Consider the following 25,320-nt stretch of genomic DNA (forward strand, 5'->3'; position numbering starts at 1 on the left):
TTGTCTCTCTCGGGTGTAAGCCGATCCATTGTGGGAGCGGGCTTGCCCGCGAAGGCGGCGGCCCAGGCAATCCAGCTCTTGAAGATGCATAAAGCCAGCAAGTCCTAGGCGATGGATCGGCTGGAAGCGCAAGCGCCGAGCTGACAGGTCTGTGGTGGATTGAAAACCGCCTTCGTCGGATCAGACACACCCCAAAGACCGTGGCGAGGGAGCTTGCTCCCGCTCGGCTGCGCAGCAGTCGCAAGATCGGACAGTGCGGTCTGCCTGGAGAAATGCCGGGGCCTGCTTCGCAGGCCAGCGGGAGCAAGCTCCCTCGCCACAGAGGCTATGTATTGCCTGGAATGGCGTCAGCCTGAGAGTCAGGGCTAGATCAACCCCTTCTCATCATCATCGATCAACCGGCTCAACCCTCCCAATGCCACCCGTGCCTGGTTGCGGTCCATCAGTTTGGCCTGGGCCGCCGGTGGCAGGTCGGTGACGCGGATGACGCCTTTGCTGGTCAGCACCTGGATCAAGTCGTCGAGTACCCGGATCATCTCCAGGTCGCTCTGCTTGAGCTGCTTGAGACTGTTTTCCACCGCCTGGTTGGCAAACCAGTCCTGGATCTCGTGGTTGTCGGCCGGCAGGGTTTCGGTGGCTTCGGCATAGGCGATGGCTTCTACGCGCACCAGCAAGCCTTGTGCATCGCGTTGCACATAAAACATCGGGCATCCCTCATGTATGAAGCGGCGTCATGCTGGGCAGCATAGGCCAACTCTGCGGGAGTATGAACACTTATTGTGGCGAGGGAGCTTGCTCCCTCGCCACCGGTTTGTGTCAGGTTCAGCTGTTGTTGTGATCGATCTTGATGGTCGGGTCGCTGCCGGCGATCAACGAGTTCAGGTTGACGCTCGACCAGTTGTTGCCTTCCAGCTTGATCGTCACGTCCGGCGTCGCCGCGGCGTTGCCGGTGTTGAACTGACCGGAGCTGCTCACTTGCAGCGACGACACGCCATCGACCGTGCTGATTTTCAGGAAGTGGTCGATGGTGCTGCCGCTTTCGCCCTGCAATAGATCCCGCAGGTCGATCCGGTCACCTTCAGCGGCCTTGAAGTCCTTGATCACGTCAGTGCCGGTGTCACCGGACTTCCAGACAAAGGTATCGCCGCCCAAGCCACCGATCAGGGTGTCATTGCCCTGGCCGCCAATCAGCGTGTCGTTGCCGGTGCCACCGAGCAGGATGTCGTTGCCCTTGCCACCGTCGAGCAGGTCGTTGCCGCCCTGGCCGAAGATGATGTCGTTGCCGGCGCCGCCGAGCAGGGTGTCATTGCCATCGTGGGCACCCGACACATCGAACGCGGTGTAGTGTTCGGTGATGTACTGGTGCACGTTGCTGGTGGTGACTTTGCTGACGTCCACGCCGTTTTGCTGGGCAACGAACGCCTGGATGGCCTGGTAACCCTCGCCGGCAATGCCGTTGAAGCTCACCAGGTCGCCGAACAGGATGTCGTGGCCATCGCCGCCATTGACGGTGTCGGCCCCCGGCAGGGTCGCTTCGGTGTGGCCGATGATCGAGTTGGCCAGGTTTTTCGGGTCGATGTTGGTCTGCGGCGTCTGGTCCGAGTCGTAGGGCTTGAGGTCGGCCAGGGTCACGCCCTGGTTCAGGCCGATGGCTTCCACGCCGGACACCGAGCTGAGCAGCGCAAAGGCACTCAGGGAGTTGCTGCTGGTGGCCGAGTCGGTGCTGTTGCCGGTGCCGCTGAGGTAGGACAGTTCATAGGTGCCGTCCCCTTGGGCGTGCAGGGTGCCCAGTTCCTCGCTGCTCCAGTAGCCGCCCCAGGACTTCTGCCAGGTCTGCAGCGTGACGTTGCCGCTGCTATCGACCTGCACGCGGTGCTTGCTGTCCAGATCGGCGCTGAAGGTTTGCCCAAGCTTGTAGTTGTTGGTGGTGATGAGGCTGTCCAGCTTCACATCGCCATACAGGGTCGGGTTCGTCTGCTCGCCGGCCTGGTAGAACGTCGGCTGGCCGTCGGTGATGAAGTACGTCAGGTTCTTCGCGCCGGTGTTGGCCATGGCCTCGGTGCTCTTGAACCAGTTGGCCGTGGTCTTGAACACGTCCTCGTAGTTGGTGCCGCCGCCGGAAACCATGGAGTTCAGCACGCCCTTGAGCAGTGTCAGGGCATTCGGGTCGTTGAGGTTCACCGAAACGGTCTTGTTCACCTGGGCGTCGAAGTCGGCCAGGAAGATGTTCACCGTGCCGGAGTTGCTGCCCAGGCTTTGCTTGAGGGTGTTGAACACCGACGTCAGCGAGTCCTTGGCCGCGGTGATGGACGAGGAACTCATGCTGCCGGAGCTGTCGACCATGAAGGCGATGTTGTAGTTGACGCCCGGTACCACGGTCAGGCCGCCGATGTCGGCGACAATGATGTCGTTGGCGTCGGTGCCGACGACGTTGTCACTGGCGGAGGTCGCGGTGGTGGCGTTGTAGACGGCCGGGTACACGGTAACCGGGATCTGGGCCGTGGTGACTGCCGAGCCTCCCAGGGCTTCGGTGGCCGTCGACGTCACGGTCACGTTGAACTTGCCGTTGTAGTACGCCGGTGGCGTCAAGGTCAGGCTGCCCAGGTTCCAGCCGGTGATCGAGGCTTCGCCGCTGCTGCCCACGGTCGCGGTGTGGCCCGCGCCATCGGTCAGCACGCTGCCTTCAGGGATACCGCCGACTTTCACGCTCAGGCTTTCGGAGCCGTCGGTGTCGGTCAGGGCGGTGGTGATCTTCGACAGGTGCACGCTGGAGCCTTCGGCGCCTTCGTTGAGCTTGTAGCCGTCGTAGTAACCCTCGCCATTGCTGCCGTGCAGGTCGGAGACCGTCACGCCCGCATTCGCCAGGTCAGCCACGCCGGTGTACAGCGGTACGCCAGCACTGCTCAGGTCGACCGCCGTGCCGCCGTTGACCGACAGGTTCACGTCATAGCTGCCCGGACCGGTCTGGTTGTGGTGGTAGATGTCCAGGGTGTAGTAGCCGCTGGTGGTCGGCGTGAACGAGCCGTTCAGCTTGCCGCCCGCGCCCCAGGTAATCGCCGCCACGTCCTTGCCGCCGACGGTCACCAACAGGCTGTCGTCGCCGGTGCCGCTGAAGGTGTAGGTCTTGCCGGCTTCGAGGTAAATCAGACCGGAAGTTTTCGACGCCGTGCCAGGGTTCACGTTGCTGTCGGACTGCACGTTGGTCACGGTGCTGCTGCTGTTCGGCGTGCCGGCAGCATCGATCACCGACTTGAGGGTGCCGGACGGCGCGCCGCTGCCATCGGTGCCCAGGCCAGACAGGCCGGTCCAGACTTCCTTGATCAGGCCGGTGGAGGTCACGCTGTTGCCGGCCACGTTGAGGGTCGGGGCGTCGGCAACGGGTGTGATGTCGATCTTCACGGTGCCGGTAGTGCCCAGTGCCTGGCCGTCGGTGGGCTGGAAGCTGATCTGTGCGTAATCGGCCTTTTGATCGCCCACGCCGGCCGGGTTGCCGTTGGCACCGGATTCGTTGGCATCCGGCGTGAAGCGCAGCTTGCCGGCATCAATGTCGGCCTTGGTGAAGGTCTGGTTGTTGGCCACGTCCTTCCAGGTTGCGCCATCGAGGTACTGCAACTTGCCGTCGCTTGGCAGGCCGGTGATTTTCACGCCCAGGCTGGCTGCCGGGCTGTCCAGGTCGCTGACGCCGAAGGTCGACCAGCCGAGGACCAGCGAAGTGTCCTCGGTACCGGTCACCGCACCGCCGGTGGCCACCGGTGCATCGTTGACCCCGACCACGTTCACGGTGGTGGTGGCGGTGTTGGAGTAACTGGTGCCGTCGGTCACGGTCACGGTGATGATGCGCGGGACGGTGCTTGGGTCATCGCTGCTGTTGGTGAAGCTGATGTTCTTGATCTGCTGCATGTAGTCGGCGAGCGTCGCGTTGCCGGACAGGGTCAGCGTGACCGTACCGTTGGTGCTGTTGGCGTTGATGCTGATGCCATTGACGCTGTTGCCCAGGTTCAGCGCATCGCCGGGCTGACGGTTGGTCAGCACGATGGTGGCGCCGGTCAGCATGGTGCTGTCCGGGTCGGTGATTTTCAGGTCAGTGTCGCCAATCGACACGCCCTGGCCAGGGGTGCCTTCGGTGAAGGTCACCTGATAGTCAGCGCCGGTCTTGCCGCTGGAGTTGTTGGCATCCAGGTCGAGTACCGGTGGCGCATCGTTGTCGATGATCGAGGTGCTGACGCTGCCATTGGTGCCGCTGATCGCCAGGTTCTCGAAGTTGCCGCCGGTGGCCGAGTCGATCTTGACCACGAAGTTTTCCGTGCCTTCGGTGATCTTGTCGTCCAGCGTGGCCACGTTGAAGGTGGCGCTGGTGCCGTTGGCCGGGATCTTCACGGTGTAGACGCCGGTGAAGTCCGAGCCGTCGGCGGCGGTGCCGCTGTAGACGATCTTGAGCGTCACCTCGGTTTGCGCCGGGTTCGTCAGGCTGACGGTGTACGTAGCGGTCTGGCCTTCGGTGACCGACGTGCTGCCGCTGATGCTGACAGTACTGGTGTCGATGGTGTCGGTGACATTGGTCACGGCTGGAGTGGTACTTGGCACCAGGTTTTCGAAGTTACCGCCTGTGGCTTTATCGATGCTGACTTCGACCTTGCCGGCGTCTTTGTAGACGTCGTCTTTAGGTGCATCGACAGTGACGGTGCCGGTGGTTTTGCCGGCGTCGATGTGAATGACGGCGCCATTGCTCAGGGTAACGTCGACAGGTGTACCGGCCGCGTTGGTCAGGGTCGCGGTGTAGGTGATCTGACCACCCTCGGCCACGGTACCGGTAGCGCTCAGGCTCAGGCCGGTAGTGTCCTGAGTATCCGTAACGGTGGTGTCAGCGGTTTTGCCGTCGATGGCGAGTTTTTCGTAGTTACCGCCCTGGGCGTCATCGATCTTGACGCTCAGGTGATTGCCGCCGGCGAGGGCGTCGTTTGGTGCAACGAAGTTCACCGAAGCAGAGCTTGCGCCCACTGGGATGGTGATGGTCTGGCCGTTGCTCAGCGTGACGACCAACGGCGCGTTGGTGACCGGGGCGTTGACCGAGGCGGTGTAGACCACGGTGCCGCCTTCGGCGACGGTCGAAGTGGCGGACAGGCTGACGGTCGATGTGTCGATGGTGTCGGTGACATCAGTCACTGCTGGGGCAGTGCTCGGAACTAGGTTTTCGAAGTTGCCGCCAGTGGCTTTATCGATGCTGACTTCGACCTTGCCGGCGTCTTTGTAGACGTCATCCTTCGGCGCGTCGACGGTCACGGTGCCAGTGGTTGCACCGGCCGCGATGTTGATCACCGCACCGTTGCTCAATGTAACGGTCACTGGCGTGCCGGCGGCATTGGTCAGGGTTGCGGTGTAAACGATCGATCCACCTTCAGCAACCGAATCAGTCGCACTCAAGGTCAGGCCGGTAGTGTCCTGGGTGTCTGTGACTGTCGTGTCCGCAGTTTTGCCATCGATGGCGAGTTTTTCGTAGTTGCCGCCCTTGGCATCGTCAATCTTGACGCTCAGGTTATCGCCTCCGGCGAGGGCGTCGTTTGGCGTAACGAAGTTCACCGACGCGGAGCTTGCACCCACTGGGATGGTGATGGTCTGGCCGTTGCTCAGTGTGACAACCAGCGGCGCGTTGGTGACCGGTGCGTTGACCGAAGCGGTGTAGACCACGGTACCGCCTTCAGCAACGGTCGAAGTGGCGGTCAGGCTGACAGTCGACGTATCGATGGTGTCAGTAACGTCCGTTACGGCTGGAGTGGTGCTCGGAACGAGGTTCTCGAAGTTACCGCCAACCGCTTTATCGATGCTGACTTCAACTTTGCCGGCGTCTTTGTAGACGTCGTCTTTTGGCGCGTCGACAGTGACGGTACCGGTGGTCGCACCAGCGGCGATGTTGATCACGGCGCCATTGCTCAACGTGACGGTCACTGGGGTGCCGGCGGCGTTGGTCAGGGTAGCGGTGTAAACGATCGAGCCACCTTCAGCAACCGAATCAGTCGCACTCAAGGTCAGGCCGGTAGTGTCCTGGGTGTCTGTAACCGTAGTTTCAGCTGGAGTTTTATCTGCAACCAGATTTTCGTAGTTGCCGCCCTTGGCATCGTCAATCTTGACGCTCAAGTTGTCGCCGCCAGCGAGTGCATCGTTTGGCGTAACGAAATTCACCGATGCGGAGCTCGCGCCCACTGGGATGGTGATGGTCTGGCCGTTGCTCAGTGTGACAACCAGCGGCGCGTTGGTGACCGGTGCGTTGACCGAAGCGGTGTAGACCACGGTACCGCCTTCAGCAACGGTCGAAGTGGCGGTCAGGCTGACAGTCGACGTATCGATGGTGTCAGTAACGTCCGTTACGGCTGGAGTGGTGCTCGGAACCAAGTTCTCGAAGCTACCGCCAACCGCTTTATCGATGCTGACTTCAACTTTGCCGGCGTCTTTGTAGACGTCATCCTTCGGCGCGTCGACGGTCACGGTGCCAGTGGTTGCACCGGCCGCGATGTTGATCACCGCACCATTGCTCAGCGTCACAGTGACTGGCGAACCTGCAGCATTGGTCAGAGTAGCGGTGTAAACAATCGAGCCGCCCTCAGCGACAGTGTCAGTTGCGGAAAGCGTCAGGCCGGTGGTGTCCTGTGTATCAGTAACGGTGGTGTCCGCAGTTTTGCCATCGATGGCGAGTTTTTCGTAGTTGCCGCCCTGAGCGTCATCAATCTTGACGCTCAAGTTGTCGCCGCCAGCAAGGGCGTCGTTTGGTGCAACGAAGTTCACCGACGCGGAGCTTGCGCCCACGGGGATAGTGATGGTCTGGCCGTTGCTCAGTGTTACAACCAGCGGAGCATCAGTGACCGGGGCGTTGACCGAGGCGGTGTAGACCACGGTACCGCCTTCAGCGACGGTCGAAGTCGCCGTGAGTGAAACGGTGCTGGTGTCGATGGTATCGGTAACGTCAGTGACCGCTGGAGTAGTGCTCGGAACGAGGTTCTCGAAGTTACCACCAACCGCTTTATCAATGCTGACTTCAACTTTGCCGGCGTCTTTGTAGACGTCATCTTTCGGTGCGTCGACGGTCACAGTGCCGGTGGTTGCACCAGCCGCGATGTTGATCACGGCGCCGTTGCTCAGCGTGACGGTCACTGGTGTGCCGGCGGCGTTGGTCAGAGTAGCGGTGTAAACGATCGAGCCGCCCTCAGCCACAGTGTCGGTTGCGGAAAGCGTCAGACCGGTAGTGTCCTGGGTGTCTGTAACCGTAGTTTCGGCTGGAGTTTTATCTGCAACCAGATTTTCGTAGTTGCCGCCCTTGGCATCGTCGATCTTGACGCTCAAGTTGTCGCCGCCGGCGAGCGCATCGTTCGGTGCAACGAAGTTCACCGAAGCAGAGCTTGCGCCGACCGGAATGGTGATGGTCTGGCCATTGCTCAGCGTGACAACCAACGGAGCGTCAGTCACGGGGGCATTAACCGAGGCGGTATAAACCACGGTGCCACCTTCAGCCACGGTCGAGGTGGCCGACAGGCTGACGGTCGATGTATCGATGGTGTCGGTAACGTCAGTCACAGCAGGGGTAGTGCTCGGAACCAGGTTCTCGAAGTTACCGCCTGTGGCCTTGTCGATGCTGACTTCAATTTTGCCGGCGTCCTTGTAGACGTCGTCTTTAGGCGCATCGACAGTGACGGTACCGGTGGTTGCACCAGCCGCGATGTTGATCACCGCGCCATTGCTCAGTGTCACAGTCACTGGCGTGCCGGCGGCGTTAGTCAGGGTTGCGGTGTAAACGATCGAGCCACCCTCAGCCACAGTGTCGGTTGCAGAAAGCGTCAGGCCGGTGGTGTCCTGGGTATCGGTAACGGTGGTGTCAGCGGTTTTGCCATCGATGGCGAGTTTTTCGTAGTTACCGCCCTGGGCATCGTCAATTTTGACGCTCAGGTTATCGCCGCCGGCGAGGGCGTCGTTTGGTGCAACGAAGTTCACCGAAGCAGAGCTTGCGCCTACTGGGATGGTGATGGTCTGGCCATTCGACAAAGTGACGACCAGCGGTGCTTCAGTGACTGGAGCGTTGACCGAGGCGGTGTAAACGACAGTGCCACCTTCGGCCACCGTCGAAGTCGCGGTGAGCGAAACGGTACTAGTGTCGATGGTGTCAGTGACATCTGTTACCGCTGGAGTGGTGCTCGGCACCAAATTCTCGAAGTTGCCGCCTGTGGCTTTATCGATGCTGACTTCAACTTTGCCCGCGTCTTTGTAGACGTCGTCTTTAGGCGCATCAACGGTGACGGTGCCAGTGGTTGCACCAGCCGCGATGTTGATCACCGCGCCATTGCTCAGTGTCACAGTCACTGGCGTGCCGGCGGCGTTGGTTAGGGTTGCGGTGTAAACGATCGAGCCGCCTTCAGCGACAGTGTCGGTTGCGGAAAGCGTCAGACCGGTAGTGTCTTGGGTGTCTGTAACCGTAGTTTCGGCTGGAGTTTTATCTGCAACCAGATTTTCGTAGTTACCGCCCTGTGCGTCGTCAATCTTGACGCTCAGGTTATCGCCGCCGGCGAGGGCGTCGTTTGGTGCAACGAAGTTCACCGAAGCAGAGCTTGCGCCTACTGGGATGGTGATGGTTTGGCCATTCGACAAAGTGACGACCAACGGAGCGTCAGTCACCGGGGCATTAACCGAGGCGGTATAAACCACGGTGCCACCTTCGGCCACGGTCGAAGTCGCAGTAAGCGAAACGGTGCTGGTGTCGATGGTGTCGGTAACGTCAGTGACCGCTGGAGTAGTGCTCGGAACGAGGTTCTCGAAGTTGCCGCCAGTGGCTTTATCGATGCTGACTTCGACCTTGCCGGCGTCTTTGTAGACGTCGTCTTTTGGCGCGTCGACAGTGACGGTACCGGTGGTCGCACCAGCGGCGATGTTGATCACGGCGCCATTGCTCAACGTGACGGTCACTGGGGTGCCGGCGGCGTTGGTCAGGGTAGCGGTGTAAACGATCGAGCCACCTTCAGCAACCGAATCAGTCGCACTCAAGGTCAGGCCGGTAGTGTCCTGGGTGTCTGTAACCGTAGTTTCAGCTGGAGTTTTATCTGCAACCAGATTTTCGTAGTTGCCGCCCTTGGCATCGTCAATCTTGACGCTCAAGTTGTCGCCGCCAGCGAGTGCATCGTTTGGCGTAACGAAATTCACCGATGCGGAGCTCGCGCCCACTGGGATGGTGATGGTCTGGCCGTTGCTCAGTGTGACAACCAGCGGCGCGTTGGTGACCGGTGCGTTGACCGAAGCGGTGTAGACCACGGTACCGCCTTCAGCAACGGTCGAAGTGGCGGTCAGGCTGACAGTCGACGTATCGATGGTGTCAGTAACGTCCGTTACGGCTGGAGTGGTGCTCGGAACCAAGTTCTCGAAGCTACCGCCAACCGCTTTATCGATGCTGACTTCAACTTTGCCGGCGTCTTTGTAGACGTCATCCTTCGGCGCGTCGACGGTCACGGTGCCAGTGGTTGCACCGGCCGCGATGTTGATCACCGCACCATTGCTCAGCGTCACAGTGACTGGCGAACCTGCAGCATTGGTCAGAGTAGCGGTGTAAACAATCGAGCCGCCCTCAGCGACAGTGTCAGTTGCGGAAAGCGTCAGGCCGGTGGTGTCCTGTGTATCAGTAACGGTGGTGTCCGCAGTTTTGCCATCGATGGCGAGTTTTTCGTAGTTGCCGCCCTGAGCGTCATCAATCTTGACGCTCAGGTTATCGCCGCCGGCGAGGGCGTCGTTCGGAGCAACGAAGTTTACCGAAGCAGAGCTTGCGCCCACGGGAATGGTGATGGTCTGGCCATTGCTCAGCGTGACAACCAACGGAGCGTCAGTCACGGGGGCATTAACCGAGGCGGTATAAACCACGGTGCCACCTTCAGCCACGGTCGAGGTGGCCGACAGGCTGACGGTCGATGTATCGATGGTGTCGGTAACGTCAGTCACAGCAGGGGTAGTGCTCGGAACCAGGTTCTCGAAGTTACCGCCTGTGGCCTTGTCGATGCTGACTTCAATTTTGCCGGCGTCCTTGTAGACGTCGTCTTTAGGCGCATCGACAGTGACGGTACCGGTGGTTGCACCAGCCGCGATGTTGATCACCGCGCCATTGCTCAGTGTCACAGTCACTGGCGTGCCGGCGGCGTTAGTCAGGGTTGCGGTGTAAACGATCGAGCCACCCTCAGCCACAGTGTCGGTTGCAGAAAGCGTCAGGCCGGTGGTGTCCTGGGTATCGGTAACGGTGGTGTCAGCGGTTTTGCCATCGATGGCGAGTTTTTCGTAGTTACCGCCCTGGGCATCGTCAATTTTGACGCTCAGGTTATCGCCGCCGGCGAGGGCGTCGTTTGGTGCAACGAAGTTCACCGAAGCAGAGCTTGCGCCTACTGGGATGGTGATGGTCTGGCCATTCGACAAAGTGACGACCAGCGGTGCTTCAGTGACTGGAGCGTTGACCGAGGCGGTGTAAACGACAGTGCCACCTTCGGCCACCGTCGAAGTCGCGGTGAGCGAAACGGTACTAGTGTCGATGGTGTCAGTGACATCTGTTACCGCTGGAGTGGTGCTCGGCACCAAATTCTCGAAGTTGCCGCCTGTGGCTTTATCGATGCTGACTTCAACTTTGCCCGCGTCTTTGTAGACGTCGTCTTTAGGCGCATCAACGGTGACGGTGCCAGTGGTTGCACCAGCCGCGATGTTGATCACCGCGCCATTGCTCAGTGTCACAGTCACTGGCGTGCCGGCGGCGTTGGTTAGGGTTGCGGTGTAAACGATCGAGCCGCCTTCAGCGACAGTGTCGGTTGCGGAAAGCGTCAGACCGGTAGTGTCTTGGGTGTCTGTAACCGTAGTTTCGGCTGGAGTTTTATCTGCAACCAGATTTTCGTAGTTACCGCCCTGTGCGTCGTCAATCTTGACGCTCAGGTTATCGCCGCCGGCGAGGGCGTCGTTTGGTGCAACGAAGTTCACCGAAGCAGAGCTTGCGCCTACTGGGATGGTGATGGTTTGGCCATTCGACAAAGTGACGACCAACGGAGCGTCAGTCACCGGGGCATTAACCGAGGCGGTATAAACCACGGTGCCACCTTCGGCCACGGTCGAAGTCGCAGTAAGCGAAACGGTGCTGGTGTCGATGGTGTCGGTAACGTCAGTGACCGCTGGAGTAGTGCTCGGAACGAGGTTCTCGAAGTTGCCGCCAGTGGCTTTATCGATGCTGACTTCGACCTTGCCGGCGTCTTTGTAGACGTCGTCTTTTGGCGCGTCGACAGTGACGGTACCGGTGGTCGCACCAGCGGCGATGTTGATCACGGCGCCATTGCTCAACGTGACGGTCACTGGGGTGCCGGCTGCATTGGTCAGAGTAGCGGTGTAAACGATCGAGCCGCCCTCAGCCACAGTGTCGGTTGCGGAAAGCGTCAGGCCGGTGGTGTCTTGAGTATCGGTAACCGTGGTATCCGCAGTTTTGCCATCGATGGCGAGTTTTTCGTAGTTGCCGCCCTGGGCATCGTCGATCTTGACGCTCAAGTTGTCGCCGCCGGCGAGGGCGTCGTTCGGTGCAACGAAGTTCACCGAAGCAGAGCTTGCGCCGACCGGAATGGTGATGGTTTGGCCATTCGACAAGGTGACGACCAATGGCGCGTCAGTGACTGGAGCGTTGACCGAGGCGGTATAAACCACGGTGCCGCCTTCGGCCACCGTCGACGTCGCCGTGAGCGAGACAGTGCTGGTGTCGATGGTGTCGGTGACATCAGTCACCGCTGGCGTGGTGCTCGGCACCAGGTTTTCGAAGTTACCGCCAGTGGCTTTATCGATGCTGACTTCAACCTTGCCGGCATCCTTGTAGACGTCGTCTTTTGGTGCGTCGACAGTGACGGTACCGGTGGTCGCACCAGCGGCGATGTTGATCACGGCGCCATTGCTCAACGTGACGGTCACTGGGGTGCCGGCGGCGTTGGTCAGGGTCGCGGTGTAAACAATCGAACCGCCTTCAGCAACCGAATCAGTCGCACTCAAGGTCAGGCCTGTAGTGTCCTGGGTGTCGGTAACGGTGGTGTCAGCAGTTTTGCCATCGATGGCAAGTTTTTCGTAGTTACCGCCCTGTGCGTCGTCGATCTTGACGCTCAAGTTGTCGCCGCCGGCGAGCGCATCGTTCGGTGCAACGAAGTTCACCGAAGCAGAGCTTGCGCCGACCGGAATGGTGATGGTCTGGCCATTCGACAAAGTGACGACCAATGGCGCGTCAGTGACTGGCGCGTTGACCGAAGCGGTGTAGACCACGGTACCGCCTTCGGCGACGGTCGAAGTGGCGGACAGGCTGACGGTCGACGTGTCGATGGTATCGGTGACATTGGTCACGGCTGGAGTGGTACTTGGCACCAGGTGCTCGAAGTTGCCACCCGTGGCTTTATCGATGCTGACTTCAACTTTGCCAGCATCTTTGTAGACGTCATCCTTCGGCGCGTCGACAGTGACGGTGCCAGTGGTTGCACCAGCCGCGATGTTGATCACCGCGCCATTGCTCAGCGTCACAGTCACTGGCGTGCCGGCGGCGTTGGTCAGAGTAGCGGTGTAAACGATCGAGCCGCCCTCAGCCACAGTGTCGGTTGCGGAAAGCGTCAGACCGGTAGTGTCCTGGGTGTCGGTAACGGTGGTGTCAGCAGTTTTACCGTCGATGGCAAGTTTTTCGTAGTTGCCGCCCTGGGCGTCATCGATCTTGACGCTCAGGTTATCGCCGCCGGCGAGCGCGTCGTTCGGTGCAACGAAGTTCACCGACGCGGAGCTTGCGCCCACTGGGATGGTGATGGTTTGGCCGTTGCTCAGCGTGACGACCAGCGGCTCTTCAGTGACCGGGGCGTTTACCGATGCGGTGTAAACGACAGTGCCACCTTCGGCCACGGTCGAAGTCGCAGTAAGCGAAACGGTACTGGTGTCGATGGTATCGGTAACGTCAGTCACAGCAGGGGTAGTGCTCGGAACCAGGTTCTCGAAGTTGCCACCCGTGGCCTTGTCGATACTGACTTCAACCTTGCCAGCATCTTTGTAGACATCGTCCTTCGGTGCATCGACAGTGACGGTGCCAGTGGTCGCACCAGCCGCGATGTTGATGACCGCACCATTGCTCAGCGTCACAGTCACTGGGGTGCCGGCGGCGTTGGTCAGAGTAGCGGTGTAAACGATCGAGCCGCCTTCAGCAACCGAATCAGTCGCACTCAAGGTCAGACCGGTAGTGTCCTGGGTGTCGGTAACGGTGGTGTCAGCAGTTTTGCCATCGATGGCAAGTTTTTCGTAGTTACCGCCCTGGGCGTCATCGATCTTGACGCTCAGGTTATCGCCGCCGGCGAGGGCGTCGTTTGGTGCAACGAAGTTCACCGAAGCAGAGCTTGCGCCCACTGGGATGGTGATGGTCTGGCCATTGCTCAGCGTGACAACCAACGGAGTGTCAGTCACGGGGGCATTAACCGAGGCGGTATAAACCACGGTGCCACCTTCTGCCACGGTCGAGGTGGCCGACAGGCTGACGGTCGATGTATCGATGGTGTCGGTAACGTCAGTCACAGCAGGGGTAGTGCTCGGAACCAGGTTCTCGAAGTTACCGCCTGTGGCCTTGTCGATGCTGACTTCGACCTTGCCGGCGTCTTTGTAGACGTCGTCTTTCGGCGCGTCGACGGTCACAGTGCCGGTGGTTGCACCTGCCGCGATGTTGATCACGGCGCCGTTGCTCAACGTGACGGTCACTGGGGTGCCGGCTGCATTAGTCAGGGTCGCGGTGTAAACGATCGAGCCACCTTCGGCGACGGTGCCGGTAGCGCTCAGGCTAAGACCGGTGGTGTCCTGTACGTCAGTCACCGAGGTTTCAGCTGGGGTTTTATCTGCAACCAGATTTTCGTAGTTGCCGCCCTGAGCGTCGTCAATTTTGACGCTCAAGTTGTCGCCGCCGGCGAGGGCATCGTTTGGCGCAACGAAGTTTACCGACGCGGAGCTTGCGCCCACGGGGATAGTGATGGTCTGGCCGTTGCTCAGTGTTACAACCAGCGGAGCATCAGTCACCGGGGCATTAACCGAAGCGGTGTAAACGACGGTGCCACCTTCGGCCACCGTCGACGTCGCAGTGAGCGAAACAGTGCTGGTGTCGATGGTGTCGGTGACATCAGTCACTGCTGGGGCAGTGCTCGGCACCAGGTTTTCGAAGTTACCGCCAACCGCTTTATCGATGCTGACTTCGACCTTGCCGGCGTCCTTGTAGACGTCGTCTTTTGGCGCGTCCACAGCCACGGAACCAGTGGTTGCACCGGCCGCGATGTTGATCACGGCGCCGTTGCTCAGCGTCACGGTGACTGGGGTACCGGCAGGGTTGGTCAGTGTCGCGGTGTAGAGGATCTGACCGCCCTCTGCCACTTCGGTGGATGCCGACAGACTCAGATCGGTAGTGTCCGTCGAATCGGTAATCGTCGTGACCGCTGGCGTGGTGCTCGGAACCAGGTTCTCAAAGTTGCCGCCGGTGGCACCGGTAATGGTGGTGCTGACGGTGCTGCCGTTGTTGTAGACGTCGTTAGCCGGGGTGTCGACGGTGACGGTGCCGGCAGTCTGACCTGCCGCGATGGTGATGACCGAGCCATTGCTCAAGGTCAGGGTCACCGGGGTTTGAGCGGCGTTGGTCAAGGTGGCGGTGTAGGTGATCTGGCCGCCTTCGGTGATGGTGTTGCTGGCGGACAGGGTCAGGCCAGTGGTATCAGCCGAATCGGTGATCGTCGTGACCGCTGGCGTGGTGCTCGGTACCAGGTTCTCGAAGTTGCCGCCGGTGGCACCGGTAATGGTGGTGCTGACGGTGCTGCCATTGTTGTAGACGTCGTTAGCCGGGGTGTCGACGGTGACGGTGCCGGCGGTCTGGCCCGCAGCGATGGTGATGACCGAGCCATTGCTCAGGGTCACGGTCACCGGCGTTTGAGCGGCATTGGTCAGGGTGGCGGTGTAGGTGATCTGGCCGCCTTCGGTGATGGTGTTGCTGGCGGACAGGGTCAGGCCGGTGGTATCGGCCGAATCGGTGATCGTCGTGACCGCTGGCGTGGTGCTCGGTACCAGGTTCTCGAAGTTGCCGCCGGTGGCACCGGTAATGGTGGTGCTGACGGTGCTGCCGTTGTTGTAGACGTCGTTAGCCGGGGTATCGACGGTGACGGTGCCGGCAGTCTGACCTGCAGCGATGGTGATGACCGAGCCATTGCTCAAGGTCACGGTCACTGGGGTCTGTGCCGGGTTGGTCAGGGTCGCGGTGTAGGTGATCTGGCCGCCTTCGGTGATGGTGTTGCTGGCGGACAGGGTCAGGCCGGTGGTATCAGCCGAATCAGTGATCGTAGTGACCGCTGGCGTGGTGCTCGGTACCAGGTTTTCGAAGTTGCCGCCGGTGGCCCCGGTAATGGTGGTGCTGACAGTGCTGCCATTGTTGTAGACGTCGTTAGCCGGGGTGTCGACGGTGACGGTACCGGCAGTCTGGCCTGCCGCGATGGTGATGACCGAGCCATTGCTCAAGGTCACGGTCACTGGAGTTTGAGCCGGGTTGGTCAGGGTCGCGGTGTAGGTGATCTGGCCGCCTTCGGTGATGGTGTTGCTGGCGGACAGGGTCAGGCCGGTGGTATCAGCCGAATCAGTGATCGTAGTGACCGCTGGCGTGGTGCTTGGCACCAGGTTTTCGAAGTTGCCGCCGGTGGCACCGGTAATAGTGGTGCTGACGGTGCTGCCATTGTTGTAGACGTCGTTAGCCGGGGTGTCGACGGTGACGGTGCCGGCAGTCTGACCTGCAGCGATGGTGATGACCGAGCCATTGCTCAAGGTCACGGTCACTGGGGTCTGTGCCGGGTTGGTCAGGGTCGCGGTGTAGGTGATCTGGCCGCCTTCAGTCACCGTGTTGCCTGCGGTCAGGGTGACGTTGGTGGTGTCGATGGTGTCGGTGATCTGGGTCACGGCTGGCGCGGTAGGCAGGGTCACGGCGATGCCGGTACCGCCCGTGGTGCCAGTAACGGTCACGCTGATTTGGGTGGGGTCGTTGTAGACCGTGTCGTTCGGCGCCAGCGGAACGTTGACGGTGCCGGTTGTCTGGCCCGCTGGAATCACGATCACGGAGCCGTTGGACAGTGTCACGGTCAGGGCGGTCTGTGGCGCCTGGGTCACGGTTGCGGTGTAGACCAACACACCACCAGCCTCTGTCAGGGTCGGCGTGGCGCTCAGGGTCATCGTCGCGTTGACCACCGCGTTGGCGGTGGTATTGGCATTGGCGTTGGTATCCAGGCCAGTGAGGTCGGTGGTGGTGGCGGCGGCCGTGCTCAGGCCTTCCGTTGGAAAACCGACGGTAGGGTCGACGCTGCCAGCGGTGGCGTCCAGCGCCACGAAGGTGTGACCGCCACCGGCGGCACCGCCCGTCCCCGCGGCGGTGGCGCCGGCAGCGGTGGCTTCCAGGGCTGTCGTCGGGTCGGCACCGGCGGCGATGGCCTGCTGCAGTTCTTCTACCGACGGCGCGGCCTGGGCAGTGGCGGCGGCGAGATCGGTGGAAGAGTCGGGTGCATTGGCGCTCCACTGGGTGTCGCGGCCCAGGTCGAGCGTGCGGCCGTCGGCCAATTCCAACGTGACGGCGCCCGCAGGGCCGGTGTCCAACTGGTCGCCCGTGTACAGGCGATCACCTTCAATGAGTACACGCCGAATGCCCTCGGGGGATACGACGAAAACCTGACCAACAATGCTTTTGACAACGGCAATAACACTGCTCATTGAAGACTTCTCCGGGTGCCACGCTCAGTAGACTTCCATGGACCCGACAGCCTGTAAGGCAGCAGCGGTCTGGACGTTCTTGTTTCGCAAATAGGGGTTGTTTTGACGCTCTACTATGTCAATATTTTGGCTGGTTTTTTTCGAGCTTTTTGTTTATGCCAAACTATTGACCTTATGCCGGCCATCCTAAACAATCGCTTCGGTAATGTCACATTGATATTTAAGCGGCGACCTGTTAATTCGGTGCACGATTCGTTTCCTGTTTCGAACTTTCCGACATACGGTCATTCCGGTTGCCATCATCCGATGCAGCGCCACGTTTCGCTGTGATCCACGACAAGAGTTTCAGGAAAAATCCCACCATGCGTTCGCCTCTGTTCAAGGCTTTACCCTTCGCCCTCGCCGCCAGTTTCGTACAAGCACAAACCTTGCCGCAGGCCATGCAACAGGCGCTGGATGTTCATCCTGAAATTCAGGCTGGCGTTAACAGTCGCCTTGCGGCGGACTATCAACTCAAGGCGGCCAAGGGCGGCTACCTGCCTAGAGTGGACCTTGCAGCCGGGTACGGTCGCGAAGGCACCGACAGCGTCACCACCCGCTCGGGCAGCAACAATCACTGGGAAACCCTGAACCGTAGCGAGTCGAGCCTGCGCCTGACGCAAATGGTTTTTGACGGTTTTGCGACGTCCAGCGAAGTGGGGCGTCAACAAGCCACCGTCAACGCCCGCGCGTATTCGCTGCTGGACACCTCCGAGCGCACCGGTCTGACCGTCGCCCAGGTGTACCTGGACGTGCTGACCCGCCGCGAATTCGTGCGCCTGGCCGAGGAAAACCTCAAGAGCCATGAGCGCATCTTCGACCAGATCAAGCTGCGCACCAGCCGTGGCGTAGGCAGTGGCGCCGACCTCGACCAGGCGGAAGCGCGCATGGCCCAGGCCCGCAACAACCTGATCACCGAGCAGACCAACCTGGCCGACGCCGAGACCAACTACCTCAGCGCCGTGGGCCAACTGCCCGACCAACTGGAACGCCCCGCCGATTTTATGGCGCTGCTGCCGGCCAACCTCAACGAAGCCCGCAATCAGATGTTGGAAAACAGCCCGGTGCTGCGTTCGGCCGAGGCGGACATCGTTGCCACCGAGAAGCAGTACGAAGCCGCCAAGTCGAGCTTCTACCCTCGCTTCGACGCTGAGCTGGGCCGCACCGCCGACAACGACCTGGACGGCCAGAACGGCCACAACAATGAATGGCAGGCCATGCTGCGCATGCGCTTCAACCTGTATGCCGGCGGCAGCAACAAGGCTGACCTGGAATCCAAGTCGTACCTGTCCAACCAGGCCTTGGACATCCGCAACAACGCCCTGCGCCAGCTCAACGAAGAGTTGGGCCTGGCCTGGAACGCCATGAACAACGCCAATGCCCAGGTGCCGATCGCCCAGCAGTACGTGGACCGCAGCACCAGCGTGCGCACCGCCTACCAGAAGCAGTTCAGCCTCGGCGAGCGGACCCTGCTCGACTTGCTCGACAGCGAAAACGAGCTGTTCACCGCCTCCCGGCGCCTGGTGGAAATCAAGAACGTGCAGCTGTTCACCCAGTACCGGATCAAGGCGACCATGGGCCAGTTGCTCAAAAGTCAGGGGGTCGTCGCGCCGTTGGCATCGGTTGTGCAGAACGACGTGAAACCCAAGGTCCAGTTGCCTGGGATGAATTAAGCTCCCCATCCGTTTTAACCAGCAAGAGTGCCGAGCGTGGAATCAGAAGTCAGTCGAGTCGAACTCAGCCATGATCCGCGCACGCTGCACGATGACCCGTTGCTGGACGGTCTGCTGGCGCTTTGCATGCTGCACCAGAAGCCGGCCAGCGCGGCGATGCTCACCACCGGCTTGCCGTTGCCCAAGCAGCGCTTGAGCGTCGAATTATTGTCGCGCGCGGCGGCCCGTGCCGGTTTGCAAGGACGGGTGCTGCAACGCGAGCTCGACCAGATTCCGACCATTGCCATGCCGGCCCTGTTGTTGCTCAAGGACGGTCGAAGTGCCGTGCTGCTGGGCTGGGTCGGTGATGACCAGGCGCGCTTGCTGCTCAGCGAAAGCGATGGCGGCGAAGTGACCATCAACCGCGAACTGCTGGCGGACGACTACAGCGGCAAGGTCTTCTTCGCGCAGCCGCAACATAAATTTGACGTGAACCACGGCACGCTGATCCCTCGGGCACGCTCCTGGTTTCGCGACACCCTCAAGCGATCCCGCTGGCTGTACGCCGATGCTATCGCCGCCAGCCTGCTGATCAACATCATTGCCATGGCCGCGCCGCTGTTCGTGATGAACGTCTACGACCGCGTCGTGCCGAACCAGGCCGAATCGACCCTGTGGGTACTGGCCGTGGGTATCACCGGCGCCTATCTGTTCGACCTGATCCTCAAGATGCTGCGCAGTTTATGCCTGGACCTGGCCGGCAAGAAAACCGACCTGATCATCTCGGCCACGCTGTTCGAGCGCATCGTCGGCATGGCCATGAAATACCGCCCGGCGCGCGTCGGCAGCTTTGCCCAGAATATCCATGAGTTCCAGAGCCTGCGGGACTTCTTGGCCTCGCTGACGCTGACCAGCCTGATCGATTTGCCGTTCACCCTGCTGATCTTCCTGGTCATTGCGATTCTCGGCGGGCACCTGGTGTGGATCCCGGTGCTGGCGTTCCCGATTGCCCTGTTGATCGGCTATGCGTTGCAGAAGCCGCTGGTGGCGACCATGGAGCGGACCATGGCCCTGGGCGCCGAGCGTCAGTCCAGCCTGATCGAAACCCTGGCCGGCCTGGACGCCGTGAAGGTCAACAACGCCGAGAGCGAGCGCCAGTACCAGTGGGAACAGACCATCGGAACCCTGAGCCGCCTCGAACTGCGGGTGAAGATGCTGTCCGGCCTGGCGATGAACATCACCTTGCTGATCCAGCAACTGGCCGGTGTGATCATGATCATCTTCGGCGTCTACCAGATCATCGCCGGCAACCTGAGCATGGGCGGCCTGATCGCCTGCTACATGCTCAGCGGCCGCGCCCTCAGCCCGCTGGCGTCGTTGTCGGGCCTGCTGACCCGCTACCAGCAGGCGCGGGTCACCATGACCTCGGTCGACCAGATGATGGAGCTGCCCCAGGAGCGCAATTTCGAAGAGCGGCCGCTGAGCCGCAAGGTCCTGCAGGGCGCCATCGAATGCCGCCAACTGGACTTCACCTACCCGAACCAGCAGAACCCGGCGCTGAAGAACATCAACCTGGTGATCAAGCCCGGCGAGAAGATCGGCATCATCGGCCGCAGCGGCTCGGGCAAGAGTTCCCTGGCGAAGTTGCTGGTGGGCCTGTACCAGCCCGATGCCGGCGCGTTGCTGGTGGACGGCGTGGACATCCGCCAGATCGACGTCAGTGAGCTGCGCTACAACGTCGGCTACGTGCCCCAGGACATCCAGTTATTGGCCGGCACCCTGCGTGACAACCTGACCTCCGGCGCCCGCTACGTGGAAGACGAGCTGGTGCTGCAGGCCGCCGAGCTGGCGGGCGTGCACGAGTTCGCGCGCCTGCATCCGCAGGGCTACGAGCTGCAAGTGGGGGAGCGCGGGCAGAACCTGTCCGGCGGCCAGCGCCAGAACGTCGCCCTGGCTCGGGCGTTGCTGCTCAACCCGCCCATCCTGCTGTTGGACGAACCCACCAGTGCCATGGACAACACCGGTGAAGAACGCCTCAAGCAGCGTCTGGCCGCCGTGGTGGAAAACAAGACGGTGCTGCTGGTCACGCACCGGGCATCGCTGCTGTCGCTGGTGGATCGCCTGTTGGTGATCGACCGCGGGCAGATCCTGGCCGACGGCCCGAAAGCGGTCGTGATGGAAGCGTTGAAGAAGGGGCAGATCAGTGTTGCTTAAATCGGGTTTCAAGGAGTCTGTCGGCCGTTACTTCAAAGGCTCGGCGTCGTTGCAGGGCCAGCCTCTGCCGGAGGTCAACAAGGCCCTGATCGAAGACGCCCCGCGGGTGGTGCGCCTGACGATCTGGGGGATCATCGGCTTCTTCGTGTTCCTGATGGTGTGGGCCAACTTCGCCGTGCTCGACGAGGTGACCAAGGGCGACGGCAAGGCGATTCCGTCGTCCAAGATCCAGAAAATCCAGAACCTGGAGGGCGGTATCGTCGCCGAGCTGTTCGTCAAGGAAGGGCAGATCGTCGAGGCCGGCGCGCCGTTGATTCGCCTGGATGACACACGGTTTGTCTCCAACGTCGGGGAAACCGAGGCCGATCGCTTGTCCATGCTGCTGCGGGTCGAGCGCTTGAGCGCCGAAGTCGACGACCGACCGCTGAATTTCCCGGCCGATGTGCTCAAGGCCGTGCCCGGCCAGGCCGCCAGCGAGGAGTCGCTGTACATCAGCCGGCGCCAACAGTTGCACGACGAGATCGGCGGCTTGCAGGAACAGCTGGTCCAGCGCCAACAGGAGCTGCGCGAGTTCGTGTCCAAGCAGGCCCAGTACCGCTCCGGCCTGGCGCTGCAACGCCAGGAAATCAACATGTCCGAGCCGCTGGTGGCCCAGGGCGCGGTCTCCCCGGTGGAAGTGCTGCGGCTCAAGCGTGCGGAAGTCGAAACCCGTGGGCAACTGGACGCGACGACGCTGGCGATCCCCCGTGCCGAATCGGCGATCAAGGAAGTGCAGCGCAAGATCGACGAAACCCGCGGCAAATTCCGCAGTGAGGCCCTGACCCAGCTCAACGAGGCGCGCACCGACCTGAACAAGGCCCAGGCCACCGGCAAGGCACTGGAGGACCGGGTCAGTCGGACCCTGGTCACCTCGCCTGTGCGGGGCATCGTCAACAAGATGCTGGTGAACACCATCGGTGGGGTGATCCAGCCCGGCAGCGACCTGGTGGAAATCGTGCCGCTGGACGACACCATCCTGGTGGAAGCGAAAATCCGTCCCCAGGACATCGCCTTCCTGCACCCCGGCCAGGACGCCACGGTGAAATTCACCGCCTACGACTACACCATCTACGGCGGCCTGAAAGCCAAGCTGGAACAGATCGGTGCCGACACCATCACCGATGAAGACAAGAAAACCACCTACTACATCATCAAGCTGCGCACCGAACGCAGCCACCTGGGCACCGATGAAAAGCCCCTGCTGATCATCCCCGGCATGGTGGCCTCGGTGGACATCATCACCGGCAAGAAAACCGTGCTCAGCTACCTGCTCAAGCCCATCATCAAGGCCCGGGCCGAGGCGTTGCACGAGCGATAGACGCCCTGACCCTAGCGACTTGAGGCTTGAGGCTTGAGGCTTGAGGCTTGAGGCTTGAGGCTTGAGAGCTGAGAGCTGAGAGCTGAGAGCTGAGAGCTGAGAGCTGAGAGCTTGAGGCTCTTGTGGCGAGGGAGCTTGCTCCCGCTTGAGTGCGAAGCGCTCATCGCTGTTCAGGGCCGCTGCGCGCCCCAGCGGGAGCAAGCTCCCTCGCCACGGCTTGCACACTGACGTCCTGTGGAAAGGGAGCTTCCCGCCCCACCAGACCCCTACCAAAACTCCATATCGTTATTCGTTAACGGTATTTAAATTTCAATTCTTATAGCTATAAAGTCACTCCCCTGCGTACCTGCCGACCAATCGGCGCGCCGCACGACACGAACCGACACGGCAACGCCGTGAGTTTTGATCGACGCGCGCCATTGAAGCGCGCTGTGCGTGGGAGTGATGTATGCCAGCCGTTTCCTATTCTCCGGATCACCTTGCTTCAAGTGCCGCCGACATCGCGCCGCAGGCCTTCGATATCCGCCCGTTCGGCGACAGCGTCGGGGCCGAAATCGTCGGCCTGGACCTGTCCCGGCCGCTCAACGACCGCGACTTTGCCCGCATCCATCGCGCCCACCTGGATCACCACGTGGTGGTGTTTCGCGACCAGCACATCACCCCCGAACAACACATCGCCTTCAGCCGTCGCTTTGGCGTGCTGCAGATCCATGTGCTCAAGCAGTTTTTACTGGCCGGGCACCCGGAAATCCTGATCGTCTCCAACATCATCGAAAACGGCCAATCCATCGGCCTCGGCGATGCCGGCAAGTTCTGGCATTCCGACCTCTCTTATAAAGAACTGCCCAGCCTGGGCTCGATGCTGCATGCCCAGGAATTGCCGAGCGAGGGCGGCGACACGTTGTTCGCCGACATGCACAAAGCCTGGGAGGGCTTGCCCGAGGCCTTGCGCAAGGCCGTGGAAGGCCGTTCGGCGGCGCACTCCTACACGGCGCGCTACAGCGAGAGCAAGTTCGAAGGCAACTGGCGCCCGACGCTCACCCCGGAACAACTGGCCCAGGTCGCCGAAGTGGTGCACCCCATCGTGCGCACCCACCCGGAAACCGGGCGCAAGGCGTTGTTCGTCAGCGAGGGCTTCACCACCCGTATCGTCGGCCTGCCGGAGGATGAAAGCGCCGCGCTGCTGGCCGAACTGTATGCCCACAGCGTGCGGCCCCAGAACATCTATCGCCACCAATGGCAGCCCCATGACCTGGTGTTCTGGGACAACCGTTCGCTGATTCATCTGGCCGCCGGTTGCCCGAGCCATCTGCGTCGCAAGTTGTACCGCACCACCATCCAGGGCGATGCCCCTTTCTGATCGGCCGCGCCTCGCGCAAACAGCCCGGAGAATCACCATGTCCAAACGCATTGCCTTTGCACCGCTGGCCGCCGCCATCGGCCTGGGTTTCAGCCTGCTGGCCGGCAGCCTGGTGGCGCCCGCCAGCGCCCAGGCCGAGGGCGAGATTCGCATCGCCGAGCAGTTCGGCATCGTTTACCTGCTGCTGAACGTGGTCCGCGATCAGCAGTTGATCGAGAAGTACGGCAAGCAGGAAGGCCTCGACATCAAGGTCGATTGGACCCAGTTGTCCGGCGGCGCGGCGGTCAACGACGCGTTGCTGTCGGGCTCCATCGACATCGCCGGGGCTGGCGTCGGGCCGCTGCTGACGATCTGGGACCGCACGCGCGGCAAGCAGAACGTCAAGGCCGTGGCTTCGCTGGGCAACTTTCCCTATTACCTGTTGAGCAACAACCCCAAGGTCAAGACCATCGCCGACTTCACCGAGCACGACCGCATCGCGGTGCCGGCGGTGGGGGTGTCGGTGCAGTCGCGCTTCCTGCAATACGCCGCCGCCAAGCAATGGGGCGACAAGGAGTTCAATCGCCTCGACAAGTACACCCTGGCCGTGCCGCACCCGGACGCCACGGCGGCGCTGATTGCCGGCGGGACGGAATTGACCGGGCACTTCTCCAACCCGCCGTTCCAGGACCAGGCCCTGCAGAACCCCAATGTTCACGTGGTGCTCAATTCCTATGATGTGCTCGGGCCGAACTCGCCCACCGTGCTGTTCGCCACGGAAAAATTCCGCGATGAAAACCCCAAGACCTACAAGGCGTTTATCCAGGCCCTGACGGAAGCGGCGGCGTTCGCCCAGAAGGATAAAGAGGGGGCGGCGGATACGTATCTGCGCGTCACCCAGGCCAAGATCGACCGGGCCACGTTGCTGAAGATCATCGAGAATCCGCAGATCGAGTTCACTGTCACGCCGAAGAACACCTACCCGCTGGCGGAGTTCCTCTACCGTGTCGGCGCGATCAAGCACAAACCGGCGTCGTGGGAAGACTACTTCTTCCAGGACGCCCAGCCGTTGCAAGGGAGTTGATGGTCATGAACGCCCCCCTGCAAGGCCACGCGGCCAGCAACCTCAGTCGCACCGACGCGGCATTGCTCTCGGTGGACAGCGTCAGCCTCGAATACCGCACGCCGCAACGGGTGGTGCGGGCGACGCACCAGGTGAGTTTCGAGGTCGATCCGGCGGACCGGTTTGTCCTGCTCGGCCCGTCCGGTTGCGGCAAGTCCACGCTGCTCAAGGCCGTTGGCGGCTTCATCGCGCCTTGCGAGGGCGAGATTCGCTTGCAGGGCCAGCGCGTCAGCGCTCCGGGGCCGGATCGAATCGTGGTGTTCCAGGAGTTCGACCAGTTGCCGCCGTGGAGAACCGTCAAGCAGAACGTGATGTTCGCGTTGCTGGCGTCCCACACCCTCAAGCGCCGCGAGGCCGAGGAGCGAGCGTTGCACTATCTGGACAAGGTCGGGCTGGCGGCATTCGCTGATGCCTACCCACATACGTTGTCCGGGGGCATGAAAGCCCGGGTCGCCATTGCCCGGGCATTGGCGATGCAACCGAAAATCCTGCTGATGGACGAGCCCTTCGCCGCCCTCGATGCCCTGACCCGACGCAAGATGCAGGAAGAATTGCTGCTGCTCTGGGAGGAGGTGCGTTTCACCCTGCTGTTCGTTACGCATTCGATCGAGGAAGCGCTGGTGGTGGGCAACCGGATCCTGTTGTTGTCGCCCCATCCGGGCCGCGTACGGGCAGAAATCCACAGCCATCAGTACGACCTGCACAGCCTCGGGGGTGGGGCGTTCCAGCACACGGCGCGGCGGATCCACTCGCTGTTGTTCGAACCGGGCCAGTCGCCGCAGACCGAGCGTGAGCTGGATTTCGCCGACATTCGCATCGCGTACTGAGGGAA

Annotated in this window: 8 protein-coding genes; 6 read left to right on the forward strand and 2 right to left on the reverse strand. The window is 61.4% G+C overall.

What is annotated here, in order from left to right; genetic code table 11:
- Window positions 1-365: 365 nt before the first annotated feature.
- Together V3H56_RS00865 and V3H56_RS00870 are read right to left on the reverse strand one after the other, a co-directional pair.
- Window positions 366-704, reverse strand: coding sequence for a hypothetical protein (locus tag V3H56_RS00865; protein ID WP_042730632.1), 339 nt, complete (start codon window positions 702-704; stop codon window positions 366-368).
- 118 nt (window positions 705-822) lie between these two features.
- The gene (locus V3H56_RS00870; RefSeq protein WP_338474101.1) at window positions 823-16,764 is read right to left on the reverse strand and encodes a LapA family giant adhesin; all 15,942 of its coding nucleotides are present in this window, start codon (window positions 16,762-16,764) and stop codon (window positions 823-825) included.
- Window positions 16,765-17,126: 362 nt separating this feature from the next.
- Between V3H56_RS00870 and V3H56_RS00875 the strand changes: the two genes are divergently transcribed.
- The 6 genes from V3H56_RS00875 to V3H56_RS00900 all read left to right on the forward strand — a co-directional run bounded on the left by V3H56_RS00875 (window position 17,127) and on the right by V3H56_RS00900 (window position 25,315).
- Window positions 17,127-18,476 (forward strand): TolC family outer membrane protein, encoded by a 1,350-nt coding sequence (locus V3H56_RS00875; RefSeq protein WP_047736250.1) that lies wholly within the window; start codon window positions 17,127-17,129, stop codon window positions 18,474-18,476.
- A gap of 36 nt (window positions 18,477-18,512) precedes the next feature.
- A complete protein-coding gene (locus V3H56_RS00880) occupies window positions 18,513-20,669 on the forward strand; it encodes a type I secretion system permease/ATPase (RefSeq protein ID WP_338474102.1) in 2,157 nt (718 codons plus the stop codon).
- Window positions 20,659-22,026, forward strand: a complete 1,368-nt coding sequence (locus V3H56_RS00885; RefSeq protein WP_042729577.1) for an HlyD family type I secretion periplasmic adaptor subunit — start codon at window positions 20,659-20,661, stop codon at window positions 22,024-22,026. The genes V3H56_RS00880 and V3H56_RS00885 overlap by 11 nt, the downstream gene beginning before the upstream one ends.
- Window positions 22,027-22,474: 448 nt before the next feature.
- Window positions 22,475-23,386: a TauD/TfdA family dioxygenase gene (locus V3H56_RS00890; RefSeq protein ID WP_047736248.1), complete on the forward strand. Its 912-nt coding sequence runs from the start codon at window positions 22,475-22,477 to the stop codon at window positions 23,384-23,386.
- Between the two features lie 37 nt (window positions 23,387-23,423).
- Window positions 23,424-24,449, forward strand: coding sequence for an ABC transporter substrate-binding protein (locus V3H56_RS00895; RefSeq protein WP_047736247.1), 1,026 nt, complete (start codon window positions 23,424-23,426; stop codon window positions 24,447-24,449).
- 5 nt (window positions 24,450-24,454) lie between these two features.
- Complete coding sequence (locus tag V3H56_RS00900) at window positions 24,455-25,315, forward strand: ABC transporter ATP-binding protein (protein WP_047739454.1); 861 nt, start codon at window positions 24,455-24,457, stop codon at window positions 25,313-25,315.
- Window positions 25,316-25,320 lie beyond the last annotated feature (5 nt).

Origin of the sequence: Pseudomonas sp. MS646 (assembly GCF_036693845.1) — a bacterium.
Taxonomy (GTDB): domain Bacteria; phylum Pseudomonadota; class Gammaproteobacteria; order Pseudomonadales; family Pseudomonadaceae; genus Aquipseudomonas; species Aquipseudomonas chlororaphis_E.